The following is a 23,320-nucleotide window of genomic DNA, read 5'->3' as shown; positions in this document are numbered from 1 at the left end:
ACTTTGAAAATAGCTAAAGAAATTAAAGTTGCCGTCTTGGCAATTACATCAATTGTAATATTCTATTTTGGTTTTAATTACCTTAAAGGAATAGATTTTTTTGATCCTAAAAATGAATATTATGCTGTTTATGACCAAGTGAATGGTTTAACAGTATCTAATCCTGTGTTATTAAGCGGACTTTCAGTGGGGAGAGTAAGTAGAATTGAAATTCTTCAAGAGCAGGAAAATAAATTGAAAGTTTATTTTGAGGTAAGGGAGGATATCACTTTAGGAGATGAATCGGTTGCTATGTTAGCAACAGACATTCTAGGATCTCAAACTATAGTGTTGAAAAGGAATAATGTGGTTGAACCTATAGCGGAAGGAAGTGAAGTGAAAGGAGATGTAGAACCCGCATTAACTGAACAAATTCAACAACAAGCCTATCCAGTACTAAAGACTTTAGACTCTGTCGGCCAACATTTAAATGGAATACTCGCAAACATCGATCGTAACGAGAGTAAAATACAAAATATTATGCTTCATGTGGAAACTACTACCAGGAATTTAGCAGAGATTTCAGAAAAGCAAGCTAAGATAGGAGCGATGATCGATGATTTTAAAAAAATATCTGCTGCTTTGGCTGATGAAAGAACTGGACTAAAAGCATTACTTAATAAAACAAATGGTATTGCCGATTCTGTTAATTCTTTAGAATTAGCTAAAGTTGTGAATAGATTAGATTCTACATTAATCACAATCAATTCTACAGTGGCTTCAATGCAGGATGGTGAAGGCACGGTTGATAAATTACTAAATGATGATTCTTTATATCTTAATCTTAATCAGACATTAGTTGATTTAGATGCCTTATTGATTGATATGAAGGATCAACCTAAGAAGTATGTACACTTCTCATTATTTGGTAGAAAAGACAAAAAGAAATAATTGAATACTTAATTAATTATTAATCATATCAGGAAACGACTAAATGGATATTGAATTTAATAAGAACGAGGACCTCAATAAACAAGAGGTAGATAAGCTAAAGCACAAGCTTGAAAAAGTATATTTAGGTGGGGGAGAAAAAAAGATTGAATCCCAACACAAAAAAGGGAAATTAACAGCAAGAGAACGTATTGATTATTTAGTAGATGATGGTTCTGAATTTTTAGAAATCGGAGCATTTGCTGCAGATGGTATGTATGAAGAGGTAGGCGGTTGCCCTTCTGCTGGTGTAGTTACGGGGATTGGATATGTAGAAGGTAGACAGGTGGTTATTGTAGCTAATGATGCTACCGTTAAGGCTGGGGCATGGTTTCCCATGACAGCAAAGAAAAATTTACGCGCTCAGGAAGTAGCGATGGAGAATAGATTGCCTATCATTTATTTAGTGGATAGTGCTGGTGTATTCCTGCCAATGCAAAATGAAATTTTCCCTGATAAAGAACATTTTGGAAGACAATTTAGAAATAATGCAAAAATGTCTTCTATGGGAATTATTCAAGTAGCTGCTATCATGGGTAGCTGTGTAGCAGGAGGCGCTTATTTACCGATTATGGCGGATGAAGCTATGATTGTAAATAAAACAGGATCTATATTCTTAGCAGGTTCATATTTAGTAAAAGCTGCTATAGGTGAAGATATTGATAATGAAACATTAGGTGGAGCTACTACACATTGCGAAATCTCAGGTGTTACGGATAATAAGCATGAAACGGATCAGGATTGCTTAGACGATATTAAAAGGATTTTTAATAAAATAGGTAGCTTTGAAAAAGCTGGTTTTAACAGAGAAGAACCTGCAGCACCTAAAAAAGATGAGAAAGAAATCTATGGTTTACTACCGAATGATCGAGTAAAACCTTACGATACTAGAGATATAATAGAAAGACTGGTTGATAATTCAGAGTTTGATGAATACAAAGCCTTATACGGTAAATCTATCATTTGCGGAACAGCAAGAATTGATGGATGGGCAGTTGGAATAGTAGCAAACCAAAGAAAAGTTGTAAAAACTAAGAAAGGGGAAATGCAGATGGGAGGAGTAATTTATTCCGACTCTGCTGATAAAGCTGCAAGGTTTATCATGAATTGTAATCAACGAAAAATTCCACTTGTATTCCTTCAGGATGTAAGCGGCTTTATGATTGGAAGTAAATCTGAGCATGGTGGTATTATTAAGGATGGGGCTAAAATGGTAAATGCTATGGCCAACTCGGTAGTACCTAAATTTACTATTGTAATTGGTAATTCATACGGAGCAGGTAATTATGCAATGTGTGGAAAGGCTTATGATCCTCGACTAATCTATGCATGGCCTACAGCCCAAATTGCAGTAATGAGTGGAGCGGCTGCAGCAAAAACCTTATTGCAAATAAAAGTAGCTACCCTTAAAGCAAAAGGAGAGGAAATATCAGAAGAGGATAAGGAGAAAATGCTGAAGGAAATTACCGATAAGTATAATGAAGAACTTTCTCCATATTATGCAGCCTCTCGATTATGGGTGGATGGTATTATTGATCCATTAGAAACTAGGAAAGTAATTTCAATGGGGATTGAGGCAGCAGATCATGCGCCAATAGAAAAACCATTTAATGTAGGAGTAATCCAAACCTAAATTAGATAAATATTGGATTTAGATAAGAAAGAATTCAAAGCTTTAGTATCTCTTTTAGAAGACGATGATCAGGAGATAAGCTCTCATGTTGAAGGAAAGATAATGTCTCTTGGAAGCGATATTATCCCATATCTGGAAGAGCAGTGGGAAAATAGCTTTGATCCTAATGTACAAAGGAAAATTGAAGATATGATTCATAATCTTCAATTTTCACAGCTGAAGGAAAAGCTAAAGGATTGGAAAGAAGGTGGTGCAGAAAGCTTGCTTGAAGGCATGTGGCTCATTTCCTTGTATCAATATCCTGATACTGATTTAAATGAATTAAATAAAGAAGTAGAACAAATATATTATGATATATGGGTGGAGCTGAAAGAAGATCTTCATCCTTATGATCAGGTGAAAATTATAAATAGTGCTTTGTTTTCGAAATTAAAATTCCGAGCGAACACAAAAAATTTCCATTCACCAAATAACTCTTTTTTAAAGTCAGTATTAGAGAGTAAAAAAGGTAACCCGATATCTCTATCAGTCATATATATGCTTGTTGCTGAAAAGTTAGGGATGCCTATTTATGGGGTAAATTTGCCAAATCTGTTTATTGTAACCTATAAATCTGAAGAAACTCAGTTTTACATAAATGCATTTAATAGAGGGCTAATTTTCTCAAAAAAAGATATTGATAATTATTTGGCAAATTTAAACTTAACGCCAAAGCCAATTTATTACGAACCATGCTCAAATGAAGATATCATAAAGCGTGTGTTACGTAACCTTATCATGGCATATGAGAAATTGGATGATCATCAAAAAGCTGATGAAATTAAAGAATTGCTAATAGAAGTTTCCGGTGGAATTGATTTCGATGCTTTAGGGCTTTAGTTCACATTTAAGCAAATAAAATACTCCTCCAATTTGTAAAAAGCTAATTCGTATTCTTTAAAGAAATCATCTTTATTAATAGAACCACTCATTAGAGTCCAGTCTTTTTTGAGTGGTTTTACTTTTAAGTTGTCTTTAAAATTTAATTCACGTTTCATAAACAACTTATACAATACTTCCTTGGCAGACCACATTTTGGAATATTTCACCAAGTCAGCATTACAATATTCCATTTCCTCATCAGTATAAAGTCTTGGGGCAATTTTTGCCATTTTGGCCTTTGGTTTTTCAATATCAATACCCACTTCTATTTTAAATCCTACGGCAGCAGCTATATAATTTTCAGTGTGAGAAAGTGAAATATTATACTCTGAATCAGGTATTACAGGTTTCCCGAATTCATTTCTATATATAGGCTGATCAGTTATTTTTAATGAATGTAATACAGTTTTACACAACATTCTACCAGCTAAGAATTCTAATCTTTTTTCAGGGTGAGTTGTCTCAGCAAGAATATTAACATCAGTTGGGCTTAAAACAATGTTTCTTTGATAGAAGTCTATATCTTCCTCAATTTTCCAAACAGCTAGGTGAACTTTATCGTTTATTTGTTTTATATATTCTAATGCCATCTCGTAACTTTACAGTATGCCTAAAATTAATGTAGAAAAAGTACAAAGCCTAACAGGACATAAAGATTGCCTATATGTAGTGGAACCAGCAGCCCAAAATAATCAATTTTTCTCTGCTGGCGGAGATGGGATTGTGGCTTTATGGGATTTAAAAGATCCAGAATTAGGTCAAATGGTAGCAAAAGTCAATAATTCTGTATACGCTTTACATTATCTGAGAAATACCAATCATTTGTTGGTAGGCCATAATTATGAAGGTATTCATTTAATAGATGTTGAGAATAAACAAGAGGTGAAATCTTCTAAAATAACTGATGAAGCTATATTTGATATTAAAGTAATTGATAATATTATCCTGAGCGCCTGTGGTGATGGTCAGTTAATATTATCTGATTTGAAGGATTTATCTACCATTGCAAAGCTTCAAATTTCGGATAAAAGCATTAGAACCATTGCTGTTCACCCTAATCAAAAAGAAGTAGCCTTAGGCTTAAGTGATAATACGATTAAGGTTTTATCTTCTACTGATTGGCGCTTAAAAAAGGAAATAAAAGCCCATGATAATTCAGTATTTACAATTCAGTATTCTAGGGATGGAAAGTTATTGTTAAGCGCTGGTCGTGATGCACATCTAAAAATATGGGATGCGCAATCTGATTATATTTTGGTTGAATCAATAGTCGCCCATATGTATGCAATCAACAATATTAGTTTCCGGTCAGATGGTAAGTACTTTTCTACCTGTAGTATGGATAAAAGTATAAAAATTTGGGATGCACAGTCATTTAAGCTCTTGAAAGTTATTGATAAAGCTAGGCATGCAGGTCATGCAACATCCGTTAATAAATTATATTGGACGGATTATAATGATCAACTGGTAAGTGTTAGTGATGATCACACCATATCAATTTGGGATATACAGATGAATTAATCAAAAATATCCCTGTATATTTATATCTTGAAAAAGTGAAATACTTTTCTTAGCATTAAGACATTAGCTGGTTTTATGCGTTATTACAATAATCAACAGATAGTAAAATGAAGATTACTCCTTTAGAAATAAGACAAAAAGAATTTGAAAAAGGCTTTAGAGGCTATGATAAAGATGATGTCAAAGCATTTTTAGCTTCTCTATCTCAAGAGTGGGAGAGGGAAATGGACATTCAAAAGGAGTTAAAACTTAAATTGGAAGCAGCAGAAAAGGAAGTAGAAAAGTTGAGACAAGTGGAGAGCTCATTATACAAAACTTTGAAAACGGCAGAAGACACCGGAGCCAACGTAATTACCCAAGCCAACAGAACAGCGGAACTTCATTTAAAGGAAACCCAAATTAAAGCAGATAAATTGTTGTCAGACGCTCAACAAAGAGCAAAAGATATTGTGGAAGATGCTAACCATAAAGCACAGGCAATATTAGAAGATACAGAAGATGAATTAAAAGAGGTTGCAGATGGCTTCAAACAACTAGAAAATCACAGAGATAATGTGATTGAAGAATTGAAAAACCTTAGCACTGGATTGAATGATAAAGTGAAGAAGATTGAAGACAGAATGCAACATGTTGATATTGAAACTCATCTTAAAAGAGCCAGAAAGGCGGTAAAGAAAATACAAAATGCTGATGAATATGAATTGGAAGAAGTTAAAAGACCTTCTATAAAACATGAAGCAGCAAAAGTACCTAAGGCTGAAAAAACTAATCAGTCAGAAGAGCCAAAACAACAAAATAAAAATGAAGAAAGTGGGGGAGAAGATACTTCCTTCTTTGATGAAATAACAGCCGATTAAAATCAGTATTTTTTATGAAGGGGAAAGTTGCATTGTCAGGAATGACTTTTTATGGCTATCATGGCTATTATGTTGAGGAAAACAAATTAGGGAATCATTATTCGGTTGACTTGGTAGTGGATACCAAGTTTGAAAAAATGGATGATAATTTAGAGAGCACCTTAAACTATGAAACCCTATATAAAACCACCGAGGAGGTTATGAAAAAACCTCTGAAATTACTGGAGACCTTAGCTTTTCATATTGGTAAAAAGATTTTAATAGAGAATGACTCAGCCATAAAAGTATTAGTAAGAGTAAATAAAAAGCAGCCCCCTATCGGTGCAATATGCGATGTAGCTTATGTTGAATTAGAGGTGTCCCGAGATGATTTTTAATTAATCCTAGAGTACTTTTTTAAATTATAGAAAACTATTCCTTACACAATTTTATTACTTTATTATATTCTTTAAATTAAATTTTAGTTGTCTTTTCAGACATTTCATTTTTTAATCAAGATCAAATGCATAGAGTAATAAAATTTATCTTTGCAATAATTGCTTTTTTTATTGTAACCTACCTGATCATCTTTTTCCCGATTCCCAGTCTATTAGTAGTAGGCTCAGTTATGTTAATAGTTGGGATATATGATATTTCTCAAAAGAAGCATACTATTTTGAGGAATTTTCCGATAATCGGACATTTTAGATATTTGTTTGAAGAGATCTCTCCAGAAATACATCAATATTTTGTTGAATCAGATGTTGACGGTAAACCACTTAGCAGAAACCAAAGAAGTTATGTTTATGCTAGGGCTAAACTTCAAAATAATACACATCCTTTTGGAACAGAACATGATTTACAAAGGGAAAAGATGGAGTGGACTACTCATTCAATTTTCCCTAGTAAAAGATTAGAAGATGCTCCACGTGTTAATATTGGGGGCGCAAATTGCTCTAAGCCATATGAAGCAAGTTTATTTAATATTTCTGCAATGAGCTACGGCTCATTAAGTAAAAATGCTATTATGGCTCTTAACAAAGGTGCTAAAGCTGGAGGTTTTTATCATAATACAGGTGAGGGTAGCGTTTCTAATTATCACCTCATGGGTGGAGATATTGTATATCAGGTAGGGACTGCATATTTTGGCTGCAGAGATAAAGAAGGGAACTTTTCAGAGGAAAAGTTTAAAGAAACTGCTCTGAGAGATGAAGTGAAAATGATTGAATTAAAATTATCTCAGGGTGCTAAGCCTGGACATGGAGGGATATTACCAGCACAAAAAAACTCAAAGGAAATTGCAAGAATTAGAGGAGTGGAGCCCCATACAGATGTTTTGTCTCCTCCTGGTCACACAGCATTTTCCTCATACACTGAAATGATGGCTTTTATTGGTAAACTTCGAGAGCTTTCAGACGGAAAACCTATTGGGTTTAAAATTTGCATTGGCAGAAAGAATGAATTTGAATCCATATGTGATGCAATAAAAGAAACCAATATTTACCCCGATTTCATAACCGTGGATGGTGCAGAGGGAGGTACAGGCGCAGCACCCATAATATTCTCTGATCATGTAGGGATGCCTTGGGAAAATGCCTTGGTTTTCGTGGTGGATACCTTAATGCGATACAATCTTAGAAATGAGATAAAAGTCATTACTTCAGGCAAAATCATTGATGGTTTTGATATTTTTAAAGCACTTTGCCTTGGTGCCGATATATGTAATTCTGCAAGAGGTATGATGCTAGCCTTAGGATGTATTCAAGCCTTGGAATGTCATAAAAATACTTGTCCTACAGGAGTTGCAACCAATAATGCTTCACGGATGAGAGGATTAGTAGTTGAAGATAAATGGAAAAGGGTGAAAAATTACCATGGGGAAACTATCAAAGATTTCTTAGATCTGTTTATGGCTTCAGGAGTTTCGGATTTATCTCAGCTTAATAGATCATTGATTTTTCAACAAAGAGATGGGAAAGAAGTAAACTTTGCAGATAGATATCCAGAAGCCCTAGAGGATAGTAAAATATAATAAACTTGCCTTTTTGTTGAATTTATAGCTATTTCACATTTGGAAAGATTGAACAGAACTAAAAGTTATGGAAACGACTAAAAAATACAATCCGGAAACTTACAAAACACCTACCGGCAGCAAACTCAACTGTAAAGGGTGGGTACAAGAAGCAGCATTGCGTATGTTGTTAAATAATCTAGACCCTGAGGTGGCCGAAAGACCTGAAGATTTAATTGTTTACGGGGGTAGAGGTAAGGCAGCAAGAAATTTCGAATCTTTAGATTTGATCATTAAAGCACTTAAAGATTTAGAGGAGGATGAAACTTTAATCGTTCAATCAGGAAAGCCTGTCGGGATTTTACCTACCCATAAAGATGCTCCTAAAGTATTGATTTCTAATTCTCAACTAGTGCCTAATTGGGCAAATTGGAAGCATTTTGATGAATTAGAGAAAAAAGGATTGATGATGTACGGCCAGATGACGGCTGGTAGCTGGATTTATATTGGTTCGCAGGGTATTGTGCAAGGGACTTATGAAACATTTGCAGCAATAGCCAATAAAGATTTCAATGGTAGCCTTAAAGGAACCTTAACCGTAACTGCCGGATTAGGTGGAATGGGAGGAGCTCAACCTCTTGCCGTTACCATGAATGATGGAGTTTGTTTAGTAGCTGAGGTGGAACAGTGGAGAATTGACAAAAGGCTTTCTACAAAATATTTAGATGAGTCAATTGAAGATATGGATGCTGCAATTGATAGAGCATTGGAGGCGAAGAAGAATCAAGAAAGAGTTTCAATTGGAGTTCCGTGTAATGCAGTACATTTATTAGAAAGACTAATCGAGAGAGGGATTACCCCCGATGTATTGACTGATCAGACTTCAGCTCATGATCCTTTAATTGGATATATACCACACCAAATAAGTTTAGAAGAATCAAATGTTCTAAGAGAGCAAAATCCTGATAAATATGAGGAATTGTCATATGAGTCAATGTACAGACATGTAGAACTGATGCTTGAACTTCAAAAATCAGGATCTATCACTTTTGATTATGGGAATAACTTAAGAGCTAGAGCTTTTGAAAAAGGCCTAAAAAATGCATTTGATTTCCCAGGATTTGTTCCGGCTTACATTCGTCCACTGTTCTGTGAAGGGAAAGGGCCTTTCAGATGGGCTGCCTTATCGGGTGATCCGGCTGACATAGCAGAAACAGACAGAGTTATTAAAGAATTATTTCCTGAAAATGAATCTTTAATGCGTTGGATGGATATGGCTCAGGATAGAATATCATTCCAAGGGCTTCCTTCTAGAATCTGTTGGTTAGGACAAGGAGAAAGAGAAAAGGCTGGCTTAGCATTCAATAAATTAGTGAAGGAAGGAAAAGTTAAAGCTCCTATTGTAATTGGACGTGATCATTTAGATACTGGATCAGTCGCTTCTCCAAACAGAGAAACAGAAGCCATGTTGGATGGTTCGGATGCTGTAGCTGACTGGCCATTATTAAATGCATTAGTCAATACTGCGGGTGGTGCTAGTTGGGTTTCGTTGCATCATGGTGGTGGTGTGGGTATGGGGTATTCTATCCATGCAGGAATGGTAATCGTAGCGGATGGTACTGATGATGCACAAAAGAGATTAAAGAGAGTTTTACATAATGACCCAGGAATGGGGGTTATTAGACATGCAGATGCTGGTTATGACATTGCCAAGGATACTGCTAGAAAGCATAAACTGGATTTAAAAGAAAGATTGGAGTAGGTGGTTCTATACCGGTCAGGTTATTTAAACCTGACCGGTATTTTGTATATTATTTAGTTTTTATCTTTCATTTCTCTTTTTCTCATCGGCATAGCGTCAATAGTAGCAAATAGCTTTTCATTTTTGATAGGCTGGTCTTTTCTCATTTTAATTCCCCCATCTTTACCTATTAATATATTTTGATAACCATCTTCTGAATTAACATTCAATCTTTCCAAAATCTGTTCATAATTCAAGTATTGCTCCTTTTTAAGGTTTAGGGACTTAACTATTTCGTCTTCTAATATTAAAACTATTAAATCTCTTACCTTAAATTCTTCTAAATCACTTTTTATTTCTTCTGATTGTGAATCTAATAGAGAAGTGGAATATTCATTTGAATAAATCACCAATACTCTATTTTTCCATTTAAAGTCTTCAATTTGTTTTATTTGTGCCATTGAAAGATTGCTGTAAATAAATAATAGACTCGTAATAATTAAATATCTCATAATTAAATAACAGAATGATTTGTTCGATGTTTATAATTTGATTTTATAGCTTATAAAATTAAGCAATATTCTGATTCACAGATATTATCATTTGTTAATAGAGGGCTGTGTTATGATTTTTATAGCAAATAAAAGCTTGGTAAGCTTATAATTTACCTATCATTAACTAAGCCTTTTATAGGTAGTTTAAAATATAATTTTTGGATTATTCATACCTAACGAATGTTCGGTAATAGCTTTAATCTTTAGCTTAATTATTGTAATTTCGTACTTGGAAATAAACGACTAAAAATATGTCTGCATATAAAACTGAAGCTCCTTATAAACCTAAAAATAATGTCCGTATTGTAACGGCTGCCTCACTTTTTGATGGTCACGATGCTGCCATCAACGTGATGCGTAGAATCATACAATCTACTGGCTGTGAAGTAATTCATTTAGGTCATGACCGATCGGTAGAAGAAGTTGTGAACACGGCTATACAGGAAGATGCTCAAGCTATCGCAATGACATCATACCAAGGTGGACATACTGAGTATTTCAAATACATGTATGACTTATTAAAGGAAAAGGGAGCAAGCCATATAAAAATCTTTGGAGGTGGAGGAGGAGTTATCCTTCCTGAAGAGATTAAAGAGCTTCATGATTATGGAATTGCCAGAATTTATTCTCCTGATGACGGTCGTGAGATGGGATTGCAAGGGATGATCAATGATTTAGTAAAACAAAGTGATTACCCAACAGGGGAGAATTTAAATGGTGAAGTAGGAAGAATCGATAAAAAGGATGTGAAGGCAATTGCCAGATTAATATCTGCTGCTGAAAACTTTCCGGATGCTTCCAATGCTGAACTAGAAAAAATACGAGAAAAAGCGAAGGACCTTTCTGTACCAGTTTTAGGAATAACGGGTACTGGTGGAGCCGGTAAATCCTCATTGGTAGATGAATTGGTAAGAAGGTTTTTAATTGATTTTAAAGATAAAAATATAGGGATCATCTCAGTTGATCCTTCAAAGCGTAAGACAGGTGGTGCTTTATTAGGAGATAGAATTAGAATGAATGCGATTAATCACGAAAGAGTGTACATGCGTTCATTAGCGACTCGTCAGAGTAATCTTTCTATTTCCAAATACGTGAAAGATGCGGTGTCTATATTAAAAGCCGCTCAATTTGATTTAATTATTTTGGAGACTTCTGGGATTGGTCAGTCTGATACTCAAATATTAGATCATTCTGATGCCTCTTTGTATGTGATGACACCAGAGTATGGAGCAGCAACTCAATTGGAAAAAATTGATATGCTGGATTTCGCGGACATCATCGCTTTAAACAAATTCGATAAGCGTGGGGCTTTAGATGCTTTGAGGGATGTAAAGAAACAATACCAAAGAAACCATGGGCTATGGGATGCAAAAGTAGATGATATGCCAGTTTATGGTACAATTGCTTCTCAGTTTAACGATCCAGGGACTAATTCCTTATACAAAACCTTAATGGATAAGGTAGTAGAAAAATCAGGTGCTGATTTGAAATCTACTTTTGAAATTACAGATGAGATGTCTGAAAAGGTATTCATCATTCCACCAAATAGAACTCGTTATTTGTCTGAGATTTCTGAAAATAACAGAGGTTACGATCAATGGGTGGAAGATCAGGCTGCTGTAGCCGATAAATTATACGGTTATAGAAAGTCTATTGATACTTTAAAAGAATCAGATCTTGAGGATAAAGATCGATTGATTAAAGGTCTGGAAGAAGCCTATGCTAAAGAAGAGCTTAATTTCGACCCTAAGAACAAATTATTAATTGAAGAATGGGGCGATAAGGTTCAAAAGTATAAAGACCCAATTTATTCATTTAAGGTAAGGGATAAAGAGATTAAGATTCAAACGCATACCGAATCATTATCTCATTCGCAGATTCCGAAAGTATCACTTCCAAAGTATAAGAGTTGGGGTGATCTTTTACGTTGGAATTTACAAGAAAATGTACCCGGTGAATTTCCATACACGGCAGGAATTTATCCTTTTAAAAGAGAAGGAGAGGACCCAACGCGTATGTTTGCAGGTGAAGGTGGGCCTGAAAGAACTAATAAGCGTTTTCATTATGTAAGTATGGATATGCCGGCTAAACGTCTTTCTACTGCCTTTGATTCAGTAACGCTATACGGTAATGATCCGGATTACAGACCTGATATTTACGGTAAAATTGGTAATTCAGGGGTAAGCATCTGCTGTTTGGATGATGCTAAAAAGCTTTACTCAGGCTTTGATTTGGCACATGCTATGACATCAGTATCCATGACCATCAACGGTCCTGCACCAATGTTATTGGGCTTCTTCATGAATGCTGCCATTGATCAGCAATGTGAAAAGTATATTAAGGAAAATGGAATGGAAGATGAAGTCAATAAAAAAATTGACAAAATCTTCAAAGAAAAAGGAGCAGATCGTCCACAATATAGAGGTGAATTACCAGAAGGCCATAATGGATTAGGCTTAATGCTTTTAGGTGTTACAGGTGATCAAGTTTTACCTAAAGATACTTACGAGAAGATAAAAGCAGAAACAATGGCGGTTGTTCGTGGTACTGTTCAGGCAGATATCTTAAAAGAAGATCAGGCACAAAATACCTGTATTTTTTCTACTGAATTTGCTCTACGTTTAATGGGGGATGTTCAGGAATATTTCATTGAAAATCAGGTACGTAATTTCTACTCTGTTTCTATTTCAGGATACCATATTGCGGAGGCTGGTGCAAATCCAATTACACAATTAGCTTTCACCTTAGCGAATGGATTCACCTATGTAGAATATTATTTAAGTAGAGGAATGGACATTAATAAATTTGGTCCAAACCTATCATTCTTCTTTTCTAATGGTATTGATCCTGAATATGCTGTTATCGGTCGGGTTGCGAGAAGAATTTGGTCTAAAGCTTTAAAACAAAAGTACGGAGCAAATGCTAGAGCGCAGATGTTGAAATATCACATCCAAACTTCTGGTAGATCCTTACACGCTCAGGAAATTGATTTTAATGATATAAGAACGACTCTCCAGGCTTTATATGCCATATATGACAACTGTAATTCATTGCATACCAATGCTTATGATGAAGCGATTACAACGCCTACAGAGAACTCAGTTCGTAGAGCTATGGCAATTCAGCTGATTATTAATAAAGAATTAGGATTGGCTAAGAATGAGAATCCGATTCAGGGGTCATTCATCATTGAAGAATTAACTGATTTAGTTGAAGAAGCGGTATTGACAGAATTTGATAGAATAACTGAAAGGGGAGGGGTGCTTGGTGCAATGGAAACTATGTATCAGCGTGGAAAGATTCAGGAAGAGAGCTTGTATTACGAAACTTTAAAGCATACGGGTGAATATCCGATCATAGGAGTCAATACCTTCTTAAATTCAAAAGGATCACCAACTGTAACTCCTGGTGAAGTAATTAGAGCCACAAAAGAAGAAAAAGAATATCAAATTGAAACACTTCGTTTATTGAATGATAGATTTGAGAAAGAAGCTCAAGAAAGTCTAAATAAATTGCAGGATGCTGCCATAAAGAATAAAAATTTATTCTCTGAATTAATGGAGGCTACCAAATTCTGTTCGTTAGGTCAGATTACGAACGCAATGTTCGAGGTTGGTGGCCAATACCGTAGAAATATGTAGGTTTAGATTCTAGAGTTTAGAACCTAGAACCTAGATTATAAATAAAAGAAAAGCACGGTGGAAGCCGTGCTTTTTTGGTTTGACACAAATAATAATTTATAAAATTGCTTATGTCGTTTAACTAGTTGAAAAAAAATAAATTATAGATGATAACCTATACTAAATTCTCCAAGTGCAACCCCGGTACCGATATTAAGGTTTCCAAAAATCTTATTTTTACCGAAAAAGTTAAATCCTATTCTAAGAGAGGGAATGATAGGTGATGATATTACTTTCTCCAAGGAGTAATAAAAAACTGAAAGACCTACATAAGGATCAAATAAACTTAAATTCCTTTTTCTTTTTAAATGATAATTTAAGTAGATACCACTGACTGTGGAAATAGTAGGTCCTTCAAAATTTATAATAGTTCCTGACTGCTTTTCATGTTCGATGCCAAAGTAGATGCCTGATGAAAGCCTTGAGTTTAGTTTGTAATTAAATGAGAGCGAAATGAGAGGTATGGCAATTCTATCAAAACGCTTATCAGTAGTTAATTCGTCTATGAGTAAAATCCCTGGAAACCCTGAACCTATTTGGATAGAGGCTTTTGGTCTTAAAAGATTACTTGTCTCACTTTGGGCAGAAGCGAAGGAACAGTTTAAAATTAATAATATACAGGATATAGTTTTTTTCATTCATCTCAAAGTTGGATAACAATAGGCATGTGTATAACTAGCGGTATAAATTCTATCATTTTCATGGTCTATGGTCAGTACTGGTTGAAAGAAAGCGCCATCATCAGTAGCTCTGGAAGGTGCTTCCACCTCTAAGAGTACTTCTCCGGAAACAGCATCAACTCCACGCAGTGAAATGCCATCAGTATAATACACCACTCCTTTATGCTCTTGCATTCTACTACCGGCACTACTATCTATCTGCCATAAGATATTACCTGTTTCCGCATCCAGTGCATAGAGCTGAAATTCTGTATTGACATAGAGCTTATTGTCTGCATACATAATGCCCGATCTACTGCTGTTACCATTTGTTTCGCGTTGCCAAATTATAGTGAAATTATTTTTATTAACACACACAACAGTTCCATTCAAGGATAGATAAAGAGAATTTTCGGTCAGGACTGGAGGAGCATCAATGAATCTATTTCGCTCTTTATCCAAAATTATTGTGTCTTGTGCTGTGAATTGTTTTTTAAAAATATTGTACTTTAAAAATATAAGTTCTCCTGGTTCAAAATTTTGTCTTCCTCTTAATACAGGAATCAATAAGTCAACTCCATCAATTATCAAATGGTCTATGTAGTATCTTATCGAATCATTGTTATTAAAGGCAATTAATTCGTTCCAATTAAAATCAGATTTCGAAAAATATACTGTTTCTCGCGAATAATCTTCAAATGTAAATCTAGTAAATATTACTTCTTCGTAACCGACAATACTTTTTCCTCCAAAGAATTGAGAATTATGACTAAAGCGTGTAGTTCCATTCATTATATTGATTGCATATTCCCAACCCGAAGAAATATAGAGGAAGCCTGCATGAATATGCCATGTATCTGTATGTTTGAATTTATCAAAGGATTCTGGAATATTGTCAGCCCATTTCCATATTAATCTTCCGTTTTTTTTATCAAACGCTTCCAAAGTACTATTGGCTGAGAAGTCATTTTTCTTCTCATCCAGCCCTGAATAAATAACTTTATCTACATATAAAATAGGGTCAATGCTAGAAAAATACCCAATATTAAAATCATACTCCCAAATTGGAGGGTATAACAATTTGTTCTCTGGCTTTTGAAACAAGTGACATGAGCTAATTAAGCTCATGCAGCTAAATATTAATATCATTTTCCACATAAAATCATCTAATAGGTCTATGAAAAGGAGTGTTTTCTCCTAAAACAAAAATCTGATTTAATATTTCAGTTATTCTTGGATGATTGCCTACTTCCAAATGGTTGACGCCATTGGCATCATAAACATCCATATTTCTCATGTTATTGATCATTTGACTATTTTCTTCCCCCAGTTTTTCATCTCAAAGTTGGATAACAATAGGCATGTGTATAACTGGCGGTATAAATTCTATCATTTTCATGGTCAATGGTCAGTACTGGTTGAAAGAAAGCGCCATCATCAGTAGCTCTGGAAGGTGCTTCCATCTCTAAGAGTACTTCTCCGGAAACAGCATCAACTCCACGCAGTGAAATGCCATCAGTATAATACACCACTCCTTTATGCTCTTGCATTCTACTACCGGCACTACTATCTATCTGCCATAAGATATTACCTGTTTCCGCATCCAGCGCATAGAGCTGAAATTCTGTATTGACAAAGATTTTATTGTCTGCATACATGATGCCAGAGCGGCTAGTATTTCCATTTACTGGGGTTTCCCATATTAATTCTCCGTCACTTGACCTAACACAAATGACAATACCATTACACGGAAGAAAAATTTTATTATCGATAATAGTACTAAAGTTGTCAATAAAACGTCCAGACTCTGAAACTTCAATAATTTTTTCTTTTATTATACTGTTTGAATTTAAATCGTACTTAATGATTCCGGGAAGTAATTTGTCGTTCTCGTATTTTGTTATTGGAAAGTGAAGCACTTGTTCCTGATAAGTATCTGGTAGTATATTGTAAAATGTATAAGCAACACTATCATTTCGTTCAACTTGAAAAAGTGTAGTCCAAGTAAAACTATCAAAGTCTGTATATTTTATTAAAGTATTGAGCTCATTTCGAAAAGAACTGTATAACATATTCTTGTGGTTATAAAACATTAAACCTCCGCTTGGTTCATCTCTGTTTTCGTCCGAAAATAGAGTTTTACCTGTTTGTAAATCAATGCTGTAATTCGCACCAGTCGAAATGAATAGTTGATTATTATTTACTACATATTGACTTTCATAATGAAATTTATCATCGGGAGGGTCAATCGTATCACTCCAATCCCATTTAATAATCCCGTTTTCTTTGTCAAACGCCAATAAGGTACTATTGGCAAGAAAATCTTTTCTTTTTTCATCAAGTCCTGAATAAATAACTTTATCTACATATAAAATAGGGTCAATGCTAGAAAAATACCCAATATTAAAATCATACTCCCAAATTGGAGGGTAATTAACTTCAGGATTTGCGCTTTCAAAAAAATTACACGAGCATAAAAAGCTCGTGTAAAATAGAATTAAATAAAACTTCATCTTCTTCTTTCTTCTCTAAAAAAAACTGATCCTTCCGGTCTATCAAAAATCTGATTTAATATTTCAGTCATTCTTGGATGATTGCCTACTTCCAAATGGTTAACGCCATTGGCATTATAAACATCAATATTTCTCATGTTATTGATCATTTGACTATTTTCTACTCTCTGCTTTTCATCTCAAAGTTGGATAGCAATAGGCATGTGTATAACTGGCGGTATAAATCCTGTCATTTTCATGGTCTATGGTCAGTACTGGTTGAAAGAAAGCGCCATCATCAGTAGCTCTGGAAGGTGCTTCCACCTCTAAGAGTACTTCTCCGGAAACAGCATCAACTCCACGCAGTGAAATGCCATCTGTATAATACACCACTCCTTTATGCTCTTGCATTCTACTACCGGCACTACTATCTATTTGCCATAAGATATTACCTGTTTCCGCATCCAGCGCATAGAGCTGAAATTCTGTATTGACAAAGATTTTATTGTCTGCATACATAATACCTGATCTACTGCTGTTACCAACTGTTTCGCGTTGCCATAAAACTGCCGAAGTCTCTTTATCTATACAAGCTATATGACCATTCAAGGATAAATAAATCTTATCTACTTGCATGATGGGTTTGTAGTCAATAAATCTTGATCCAGAGACTACATCTAGCTCATTGTCAAATATTATCTTGTTTTCATTCAGGTCGTATATTAGCAAATTGGGTCTACTGGCTGTTCCATTCCATTTTGAATAAGGTACGTATAAATAGGAAGGTCTTGTCTCATCAAATAAAAAGTACCTAAAATAGTGAATTGAGGTGTCTGAATTCTCTTTTTGAAATAGAATATCCCAGTCAAAGCTTTGAAAATTAGTGTATTCTACTGTTGTGGAGGAGCCATCTTGCTTCACATAGCTCGTAAACAGCTTTTTATTATTTCCAAAGAAATCAACACCATTAAGCTTGTCTTGGTTATTGCTGAACTCTGTTTTGCCATTGTTTAAATTAATAGCGTAATCCCATCTAGTGGAAATATACAGAATGTGATCTCTAAAGAAATAGTTACTTGCTAAAACAAATTGCTCAGAATTTGACATTACATTATCCTCCCATTTCCATATTAATTTATCATTCTTCTTGTCAAAGGCTTCTAAGGTACTATTGGCGGAGAAATCATTTTTTTTCTCATCCAGTCCTGAATAAATGACTTTATTTTCATGAAGAATCGGTTCAATTGTTGAGAAATAGCCTACGTTGAAATTATGCTCCCAAATGGGAGGATATTTTAAGTCAATTTCGGTTTTCTGAAATAAGCTGCATGCAGCAAATAAGCAGAGGCAGCCTAATAAAAGTTTATTTTTCATCCTTTAAAATCTTGTGTCTCTTCGAAATGCAGGTTCTGTTCTATCAAAAATCTGATTTAATATTTCCGTCATTCTTGGATGATTGCCTACTTCCAAATGGTTAACGCCATTGGCATTATAAACATCAATATTTCTCATGTTATTGATCATTTGACTATTTTCTACTCTCTGCTTTTCATCTCAAAGTTGGATAGCAATAGGCATGTGTATAACTAGCGGTATAAATCCTGTCATTTTCATGGTCTATGGTCAGTACTGGTTGAAAGAAAGCGCCATCATCAGTAGCTCTGGAAGGTGCTTCCACCTCTAAGAGAACTTCTCCCGAAACGGCATCAACTCCACGCAGTGAAATGCCATCAGTATAATACACCACTCCTTTATGCTCTTGCATTCTACTACCGGCACTACTATCTATCTGCCATAAGATATTACCTGTTTCCGCATCCAGTGCATAGAGCTGAAATTCTGTATTGACATAGAGCTTATTGTCTGCATACATAATGCCCGATCTACTGCTGTTACCATTTGTTTCGCGTTGCCAAATTATAGTGAAATTATTTTTATTAACACACACAACAGTTCCATTCAAGGATAGATAAAGAGAATTTTCGGTCAGGACTGGAGGAGCATCAATGAATCTATTTCGCTCTTTATCCAAAATTATTGTGTCTTGTGCTGTGAATTGTTTTTTAAAAATATTGTACTTTAAAAATATAAGTTCTCCTGGTTCAAAATTTTGTCTTCCTCTTAATACAGGAATCAATAAGTCAACTCCATCAATTATCAAATGGTCTATGTAGTATCTTATCGAATCATTGTTATTAAAGGCAATTAATTCGTTCCAATTAAAATCAGATTTCGAAAAATATACTGTTTCTCGCGAATAATCTTCAAATGTAAATCTAGTAAATATTACTTCTTCGTAACCTACAATACTTTTTCCTCCAAAGAATTGAGAATTATGACTAAAGCGTGTAGTTCCATTCATTATATTGATTGCATATTCCCAACCTGAAGAAATATAGAGTAAGTCTGCATGAATATGCCATGTATCTGTATGTTTGAATTTATCAAAGGATTCTGGAATATTGTCAGCCCATTTCCATATTAATCTTCCGTTTTTTTTATCAAACGCTTCCAAAGTACTATTGGCTGAGAAGTCATTTTTTTTCTCATCTAAGCCTGAATAAATCACTTTATCCTCGTATAATATCGGATTTATCGAAGAAAAATAGCCAACACTGAAGTTGTACTTCCAAACTGGAGGGTATGACAATTTGTTCTCGGGCTTTTGAAACAAGTTACATGAGCTTATTAAGCTCATGTAAACAAATGCTATTGTAATTGATATACTATTATTCTCTAAAAAAAACTTCATTTCTTCTATCAAAAATCTGATTTAATATTTCAGTCATTCTTGGATGATTGCCTACTTCCAAATGGTTAACGCCATTGGCATCATAAACATTTATATTAGGCATATTATCCATGCGTTGGCTACTTAATGGTATCAACCCATCGCTGCCTTCGCTAATGCGTACTCTTGCACGGTAGGTTTCTGTTACCCATTGACAATTCTCATCATTAAAGCAATCATCTCCGTTAGCACCTATTAAACAAGGTTCAGAGGGTATAGGCAAAGCCATCAGTTCCAAGCCGTGGAAGCCAGGGTCAATAGGGATTGGGCCACCACCACCGGTGCCGCCTCCGGTACCATCACCGCCAGTGCCTCCACCTGTTCCTCCCCCAGAGCCTCCTCCGCCAATAGGTTGAGAGCATTGCAATACCTGTCGGGTGAGGGTTCTCCATTCAAAGCGTTGTGCTCCGATTATTTCATCATAGTCTGAAAAAAAAGTGCTTTTTAAATAGGTTTCCCCTGCCTGCCAGTTGTTGGCTTTTCTTTGGTGCATACCCCATAAGACTGGAGCGGTGAAGCGCATTCCGAGGTGGTAAATCTTCATGGCTTTATAGACAGAAGTCATAGTGGATACGGTGCTGATGATTGCTCCATCATCGAAGCTGTGTAAAGCTTGTTCTTCTGGAGCATTTTGTGCCGCAGCCGCCATTCTGAGTGCCTGTTTATCATTTTCTTCAAGAATGATATTGAGAACCGGGACACGTGGTGCGGTGTTGTTCAATCTATTAAGAAAAATACTTCCAGCAGATAGATCCTCTATGGTTGGCGAATTTGCATCAGGTAATTGGTTAATCACTAAATTCCGCCCAAAGTTTACCCATAATTGATCAATTAAATCAGTGGCCTTTAAGCCAGTTGAAAAACCTGAAACGGCATTAGCAATAATGGTATTGGCTGGGCCCCTCGTCAACTCTTGTAAGCCGATTTCCAGTGCAGGGATAACCGTGTTGGCTCTAAGGGAGTTCGCTACTCTTGCTCCGTGGTTTGGGGTGCCAACGGTGATGATCCCACCAAAATTCCTATTATTCCTTCGGTCCATTTCCCTAGCTACCAAGCCTCCCATGCTATGCCCAATTAAGACGCTGTTATTGTTATTGATTACCTGATTTTCTACAACAGCGGCAGCATTTGCAATGCCATTATTCATATCAGCTTGTCTTCTTCCAAAATCGGGAGTTAATGACCGAAGATTACGTTCTTGTTGAAATCTGTTCTCGTACAATTCCCATCGACCAGGTTCCTCACCCTGAAAACCGTGCATCCAGTACACATCACCTTGCGCCCTAAGCTGTAGGCAATTTAAGCTTATAAGTATTACAATTACTAAATATCTCATGACAGTGCTTGTTTAGAGGTTAAGGTTTATATGATAGAAGTCATAATTCGAAATGATTATTTGCTTTGCTGAACCCGAATATTCATCTTGGATGAGGTGCTCTTCATGAGTAGCTTTCAGTTGTGGTTTTCCGTCCACACTTTCATAAGTGAAGAACACCCGTGAAACAGCTTTTTGATTGAAATCATAATCACTCATAAACCTGACAGTATTACTTGTCTTATGAATAATCAATTCAGTTGTATAAGGCTTTCCGTCATCAGCAGTATAGCTGTTTCTGATTACTTCAAAGTCGTCACGTTCATCGTAAGGGTTTTGTAAGCTGCTTATGTTTACACGTCCATTCGTCTGGCCCTGCGGTGGCCTTGAAGCGGCACCTTCCCCGTGATCACCCCACAACATGCCGCCACTAAGCTGTGCTTGAAGTGCTTCTCCGTGGCTGCTTCTTTCCGAAAGTGAGCTAAAGAGCCTGGCATAGCCTTCCTGCAAGGCTGGGACTTCTGCTTCTCCAATCAAGCTTCTGTTATTATCAAAGTTTTTCAATTTGCCATTTTTATATTGTATAAATTTTACTGTTTTGGAAGTGGATGGCAGACTTTCATTAATTTCGAAACTTTGGGAGGGTGTTAATATTTCTAAGAATGTTTCTACTTCTCCAGCTTGATTAAGTTTTAGGTCAAAACGCTCCTTATGGATAGTAGGAACAGATCTACTTATTGCCATAGGACTTGAATCGTGATGATATTCTCGATATTCCGTTCGCTCAACTTGGTAAGATATTTTGAGCAGTTCGTCACCATTGTACATATTCATTAGTTCATCTGAAAAAATCAGATCATTAGTACAAGCGCTACCCAACAAAGCAATTGGAAATAGCATAATTATGCATTTTTTAGAGATGGGACTTTCAATTTTTATTCTCATAACTTTAAGGTTTTGGTTTATCAAATAATTAAGTAATAAAAGACGATAAAAGCAAGAAAAATAATATAATATTTCACTGAATCGAGGTTCAAATATAGGTTATAAGCCTATTTTAAGTGCCATTATTAAAAAAATACAAAATTAGATACAATAAAAATCGATATTTACGGATTCACATGCATGTACTTAAAATAGATTAAATCAACGTAATTGTTATTCAATTATTAAGGCTTTGAAGTTTTAATTCATACTGCAATAATTTTCTATTATATATAAATTACCTTTGTCGATCAATACCTAAAATACATAAATGCCTAATCCACAAAAATCCAGCTTACATCCCCAAAACCCTTTCAATTCCAGATACGAATTAGAAAATTTATCGGAAGTACTTCCGGAATTGAAGCCTTTTGTATTTGTTAATCAGTACGGAAATCAGACTTTGGATTTTGCTGATCCCAAAGCAGTGAAGGCTTTGAATAAAGCACTATTATTAAAGCATTATGACTTAAAATATTGGGATATACCGGATGGTTACCTTTGTCCTCCTATACCGGGTAGAGCGGATTATTTATTTCATGTTCATTCATTTTTACAAAAAAAGAGGAGTGGTGTGAAGATTAAAGGAGATATGGTTAATTGCTTGGATATTGGTACAGGAGCAAGCTGCATTTATCCAATTATAGGACATAAGGAATTTGGATGGAAGTTCGTTGGATCAGAGTTTGAATTCAAAGCCTTGAATTCTGCACAAAACATTATCAATAATAATGCATCCTTAAAGGAGGCAATTGAATTACGAGTTCAGCAAAAATCTAAAGATATTTTCAAAGGCATTATAAAAAAACATGAATTTTATGATTTAAGCATCTGCAATCCTCCATTTCACGCTTCAGCGGAGGAAGCCGAAAAAGGGACTATTAGAAAACTGAAGAACCTTAAGCAATACAAAGGGGAAAAGAAACCTATTTTAAATTTTGGAGGTAAGTCGAATGAACTTTGGTATGAAGGAGGAGAATTGAAATTTATTACCAATATGGTGGTACAAAGTAAATACTTTTCTCATTCGGTTCGATGGTTTACTACTTTAGTTTCCAAAGAATTCAATCTTAAGAAAATATATGAAGCCATAAAGCAGGCGGGTGCTAAGGATATGGAAACGATTGAGATGGTGCATGGCAACAAGAAAAGTAGAATTGTAGCTTGGACATTTTTGGTTCCAGTCAAAGTAGGTAAAGGATAGACCTAATTT

General features: G+C 35.3%; 22 protein-coding genes. 10 read left to right on the top strand and 12 right to left on the bottom strand.

Going from position 1 to position 23,320, the window contains the following annotated elements:
* Window positions 1-3 precede the first annotated feature (3 nt).
* Genes QYS48_RS00295 through QYS48_RS00285 form a run of 3 tightly spaced genes read left to right on the top strand, consistent with a single transcriptional unit; the run spans window position 4 to window position 3,481 of the window.
* Window positions 4-930, top strand: a complete 927-nt coding sequence (locus tag QYS48_RS00295; protein ID WP_308357038.1) for an MlaD family protein — start codon at window positions 4-6, stop codon at window positions 928-930.
* Window positions 931-973: 43 nt separating this feature from the next.
* A complete protein-coding gene (locus tag QYS48_RS00290) occupies window positions 974-2,602 on the top strand; it encodes an acyl-CoA carboxylase subunit beta (protein WP_308357037.1) in 1,629 nt (542 codons plus the stop codon).
* Window positions 2,603-2,614: 12 nt separating this feature from the next.
* Window positions 2,615-3,481 carry a transglutaminase-like domain-containing protein gene (locus QYS48_RS00285; RefSeq protein WP_308357036.1) on the top strand — a complete coding sequence of 289 codons (867 nt, stop codon included), beginning with the start codon at window positions 2,615-2,617 and terminating at the stop codon, window positions 3,479-3,481.
* Here QYS48_RS00285 and QYS48_RS00280 read toward each other — a convergent pair.
* Complete coding sequence (locus tag QYS48_RS00280) at window positions 3,478-4,113, bottom strand: 4'-phosphopantetheinyl transferase superfamily protein (RefSeq protein ID WP_302100001.1); 636 nt, start codon at window positions 4,111-4,113, stop codon at window positions 3,478-3,480. The two genes, QYS48_RS00285 and QYS48_RS00280, sit on opposite strands and share 4 nt — an antisense overlap.
* A gap of 16 nt (window positions 4,114-4,129) precedes the next feature.
* Here QYS48_RS00280 and QYS48_RS00275 point away from each other — a divergent pair, with 16 nt between their 5' ends.
* From QYS48_RS00275 to hutU, 5 genes are all read left to right on the top strand, one after another.
* Complete coding sequence (locus tag QYS48_RS00275; RefSeq protein WP_308357035.1) at window positions 4,130-5,044, top strand: WD40 repeat domain-containing protein; 915 nt, start codon at window positions 4,130-4,132, stop codon at window positions 5,042-5,044.
* 107 nt (window positions 5,045-5,151) lie between these two features.
* Complete coding sequence (locus QYS48_RS00270; RefSeq protein ID WP_308357034.1) at window positions 5,152-5,901, top strand: DivIVA domain-containing protein; 750 nt, start codon at window positions 5,152-5,154, stop codon at window positions 5,899-5,901.
* Between the two features lie 14 nt (window positions 5,902-5,915).
* Window positions 5,916-6,278 carry a dihydroneopterin aldolase gene (folB, locus tag QYS48_RS00265; protein ID WP_308357033.1) on the top strand — a complete coding sequence of 121 codons (363 nt, stop codon included), beginning with the start codon at window positions 5,916-5,918 and terminating at the stop codon, window positions 6,276-6,278.
* A gap of 125 nt (window positions 6,279-6,403) precedes the next feature.
* The gene (locus QYS48_RS00260) at window positions 6,404-7,912 is read left to right on the top strand and encodes an FMN-binding glutamate synthase family protein (RefSeq protein ID WP_308357032.1); all 1,509 of its coding nucleotides are present in this window, start codon (window positions 6,404-6,406) and stop codon (window positions 7,910-7,912) included.
* A gap of 67 nt (window positions 7,913-7,979) precedes the next feature.
* Entirely contained in the window at window positions 7,980-9,653 is a 1,674-nt protein-coding gene (gene hutU, locus QYS48_RS00255; protein WP_308357031.1) for a urocanate hydratase, read from the top strand.
* Window positions 9,654-9,706: 53 nt separating this feature from the next.
* Here hutU and QYS48_RS00250 read toward each other — a convergent pair whose 3' ends face one another.
* On the bottom strand, window positions 9,707-10,144 hold the full coding sequence (locus tag QYS48_RS00250; RefSeq protein ID WP_308357030.1) for a DUF4174 domain-containing protein: 438 nt from the start codon (window positions 10,142-10,144) through the stop codon (window positions 9,707-9,709).
* A gap of 293 nt (window positions 10,145-10,437) precedes the next feature.
* On the opposite strand from QYS48_RS00250, the gene QYS48_RS00245 reads away from it, so the two are divergent.
* Entirely contained in the window at window positions 10,438-13,827 is a 3,390-nt protein-coding gene (locus QYS48_RS00245) for a methylmalonyl-CoA mutase family protein (protein WP_308357029.1), read from the top strand.
* 140 nt (window positions 13,828-13,967) lie between these two features.
* On the opposite strand, the gene QYS48_RS00240 is transcribed toward QYS48_RS00245, so the two are convergent.
* The 10 genes from QYS48_RS00240 to QYS48_RS00195 are packed head-to-tail and all read right to left on the bottom strand — an operon-like array spanning window position 13,968 to window position 22,068.
* Complete coding sequence (locus QYS48_RS00240; protein ID WP_308357028.1) at window positions 13,968-14,504, bottom strand: hypothetical protein; 537 nt, start codon at window positions 14,502-14,504, stop codon at window positions 13,968-13,970.
* Complete coding sequence (locus QYS48_RS00235; RefSeq protein WP_308357027.1) at window positions 14,505-15,653, bottom strand: PQQ-binding-like beta-propeller repeat protein; 1,149 nt, start codon at window positions 15,651-15,653, stop codon at window positions 14,505-14,507.
* A gap of 34 nt (window positions 15,654-15,687) precedes the next feature.
* On the bottom strand, window positions 15,688-15,822 hold the full coding sequence (locus tag QYS48_RS00230; protein ID WP_308357026.1) for a hypothetical protein: 135 nt from the start codon (window positions 15,820-15,822) through the stop codon (window positions 15,688-15,690).
* A gap of 37 nt (window positions 15,823-15,859) precedes the next feature.
* Window positions 15,860-17,038 (bottom strand): PQQ-binding-like beta-propeller repeat protein, encoded by a 1,179-nt coding sequence (locus QYS48_RS00225; RefSeq protein WP_308357025.1) that lies wholly within the window; start codon window positions 17,036-17,038, stop codon window positions 15,860-15,862.
* Entirely contained in the window at window positions 17,035-17,175 is a 141-nt protein-coding gene (locus QYS48_RS00220; protein ID WP_308357024.1) for a hypothetical protein, read from the bottom strand. Before QYS48_RS00220 ends, QYS48_RS00225 begins: the two co-directional genes overlap by 4 nt.
* A 37-nt stretch (window positions 17,176-17,212) precedes the next feature.
* Window positions 17,213-18,391, bottom strand: coding sequence for a PQQ-binding-like beta-propeller repeat protein (locus QYS48_RS00215; RefSeq protein ID WP_308357023.1), 1,179 nt, complete (start codon window positions 18,389-18,391; stop codon window positions 17,213-17,215).
* A gap of 3 nt (window positions 18,392-18,394) precedes the next feature.
* Entirely contained in the window at window positions 18,395-18,529 is a 135-nt protein-coding gene (locus tag QYS48_RS00210; protein WP_308357022.1) for a hypothetical protein, read from the bottom strand.
* Window positions 18,530-18,566: 37 nt separating this feature from the next.
* Window positions 18,567-19,769, bottom strand: a complete 1,203-nt coding sequence (locus QYS48_RS00205; protein WP_308357021.1) for a PQQ-binding-like beta-propeller repeat protein — start codon at window positions 19,767-19,769, stop codon at window positions 18,567-18,569.
* A complete protein-coding gene (locus QYS48_RS00200) occupies window positions 19,747-21,144 on the bottom strand; it encodes an alpha/beta hydrolase (RefSeq protein ID WP_308357020.1) in 1,398 nt (465 codons plus the stop codon). Before QYS48_RS00200 ends, QYS48_RS00205 begins: the two co-directional genes overlap by 23 nt.
* A 12-nt stretch (window positions 21,145-21,156) precedes the next feature.
* On the bottom strand, window positions 21,157-22,068 hold the full coding sequence (locus QYS48_RS00195; protein WP_308357019.1) for a hypothetical protein: 912 nt from the start codon (window positions 22,066-22,068) through the stop codon (window positions 21,157-21,159).
* A 310-nt stretch (window positions 22,069-22,378) separates the two neighbouring features.
* On the opposite strand from QYS48_RS00195, the gene rlmF reads away from it, so the two are divergent.
* Window positions 22,379-23,311, top strand: coding sequence for a 23S rRNA (adenine(1618)-N(6))-methyltransferase RlmF (gene rlmF, locus QYS48_RS00190; protein WP_308357018.1), 933 nt, complete (start codon window positions 22,379-22,381; stop codon window positions 23,309-23,311).
* Window positions 23,312-23,320: the final 9 nt, after the last annotated feature.

It is taken from the genome of Marivirga arenosa (assembly GCF_030503895.2).
Lineage (GTDB): Bacteria > Bacteroidota > Bacteroidia > Cytophagales > Cyclobacteriaceae > Marivirga > Marivirga arenosa.
The sequence above is the reverse complement of the archived record's forward strand: the minus strand, read 5'-3'. Positions and strand labels throughout refer to the sequence as shown.

Excerpts from the sequence above, each read along its gene's own strand:
- QYS48_RS00235 (WP_308357027.1), bottom strand. The coding sequence starts at position 15,653 with ATGAGCTTAATTAGCTCATGTCACTTGTTTCAAAAGCCAGAGAACAAA.
- QYS48_RS00200 (WP_308357020.1), bottom strand. The coding sequence starts at position 21,144 with ATGAGATATTTAGTAATTGTAATACTTATAAGCTTAAATTGCCTACAG.
- QYS48_RS00220 (WP_308357024.1), bottom strand. The coding sequence starts at position 17,175 with ATGAGAAATATTGATGTTTATAATGCCAATGGCGTTAACCATTTGGAA.
- folB (WP_308357033.1), top strand. The coding sequence starts at position 5,916 with ATGAAGGGGAAAGTTGCATTGTCAGGAATGACTTTTTATGGCTATCAT.
- QYS48_RS00195 (WP_308357019.1), bottom strand. The coding sequence starts at position 22,068 with ATGAGAATAAAAATTGAAAGTCCCATCTCTAAAAAATGCATAATTATG.
- QYS48_RS00210 (WP_308357022.1), bottom strand. The coding sequence starts at position 18,529 with ATGAGAAATATTGATGTTTATAATGCCAATGGCGTTAACCATTTGGAA.
- QYS48_RS00205 (WP_308357021.1), bottom strand. The coding sequence starts at position 19,769 with ATGAAGTTTTTTTTAGAGAATAATAGTATATCAATTACAATAGCATTT.
- rlmF (WP_308357018.1), top strand. The coding sequence starts at position 22,379 with ATGCCTAATCCACAAAAATCCAGCTTACATCCCCAAAACCCTTTCAAT.
- hutU (WP_308357031.1), top strand. The coding sequence starts at position 7,980 with ATGGAAACGACTAAAAAATACAATCCGGAAACTTACAAAACACCTACC.
- QYS48_RS00245 (WP_308357029.1), top strand. The coding sequence starts at position 10,438 with ATGTCTGCATATAAAACTGAAGCTCCTTATAAACCTAAAAATAATGTC.
- QYS48_RS00230 (WP_308357026.1), bottom strand. The coding sequence starts at position 15,822 with ATGAGAAATATGGATGTTTATGATGCCAATGGCGTCAACCATTTGGAA.
- QYS48_RS00290 (WP_308357037.1), top strand. The coding sequence starts at position 974 with ATGGATATTGAATTTAATAAGAACGAGGACCTCAATAAACAAGAGGTA.
- QYS48_RS00250 (WP_308357030.1), bottom strand. The coding sequence starts at position 10,144 with ATGAGATATTTAATTATTACGAGTCTATTATTTATTTACAGCAATCTT.
- QYS48_RS00215 (WP_308357023.1), bottom strand. The coding sequence starts at position 18,391 with ATGAAAAATAAACTTTTATTAGGCTGCCTCTGCTTATTTGCTGCATGC.
- QYS48_RS00240 (WP_308357028.1), bottom strand. The coding sequence starts at position 14,504 with ATGAAAAAAACTATATCCTGTATATTATTAATTTTAAACTGTTCCTTC.
- QYS48_RS00270 (WP_308357034.1), top strand. The coding sequence starts at position 5,152 with ATGAAGATTACTCCTTTAGAAATAAGACAAAAAGAATTTGAAAAAGGC.
- QYS48_RS00260 (WP_308357032.1), top strand. The coding sequence starts at position 6,404 with ATGCATAGAGTAATAAAATTTATCTTTGCAATAATTGCTTTTTTTATT.
- QYS48_RS00225 (WP_308357025.1), bottom strand. The coding sequence starts at position 17,038 with ATGAAGTTTTATTTAATTCTATTTTACACGAGCTTTTTATGCTCGTGT.
- QYS48_RS00275 (WP_308357035.1), top strand. The coding sequence starts at position 4,130 with ATGCCTAAAATTAATGTAGAAAAAGTACAAAGCCTAACAGGACATAAA.
- QYS48_RS00280 (WP_302100001.1), bottom strand. The coding sequence starts at position 4,113 with ATGGCATTAGAATATATAAAACAAATAAACGATAAAGTTCACCTAGCT.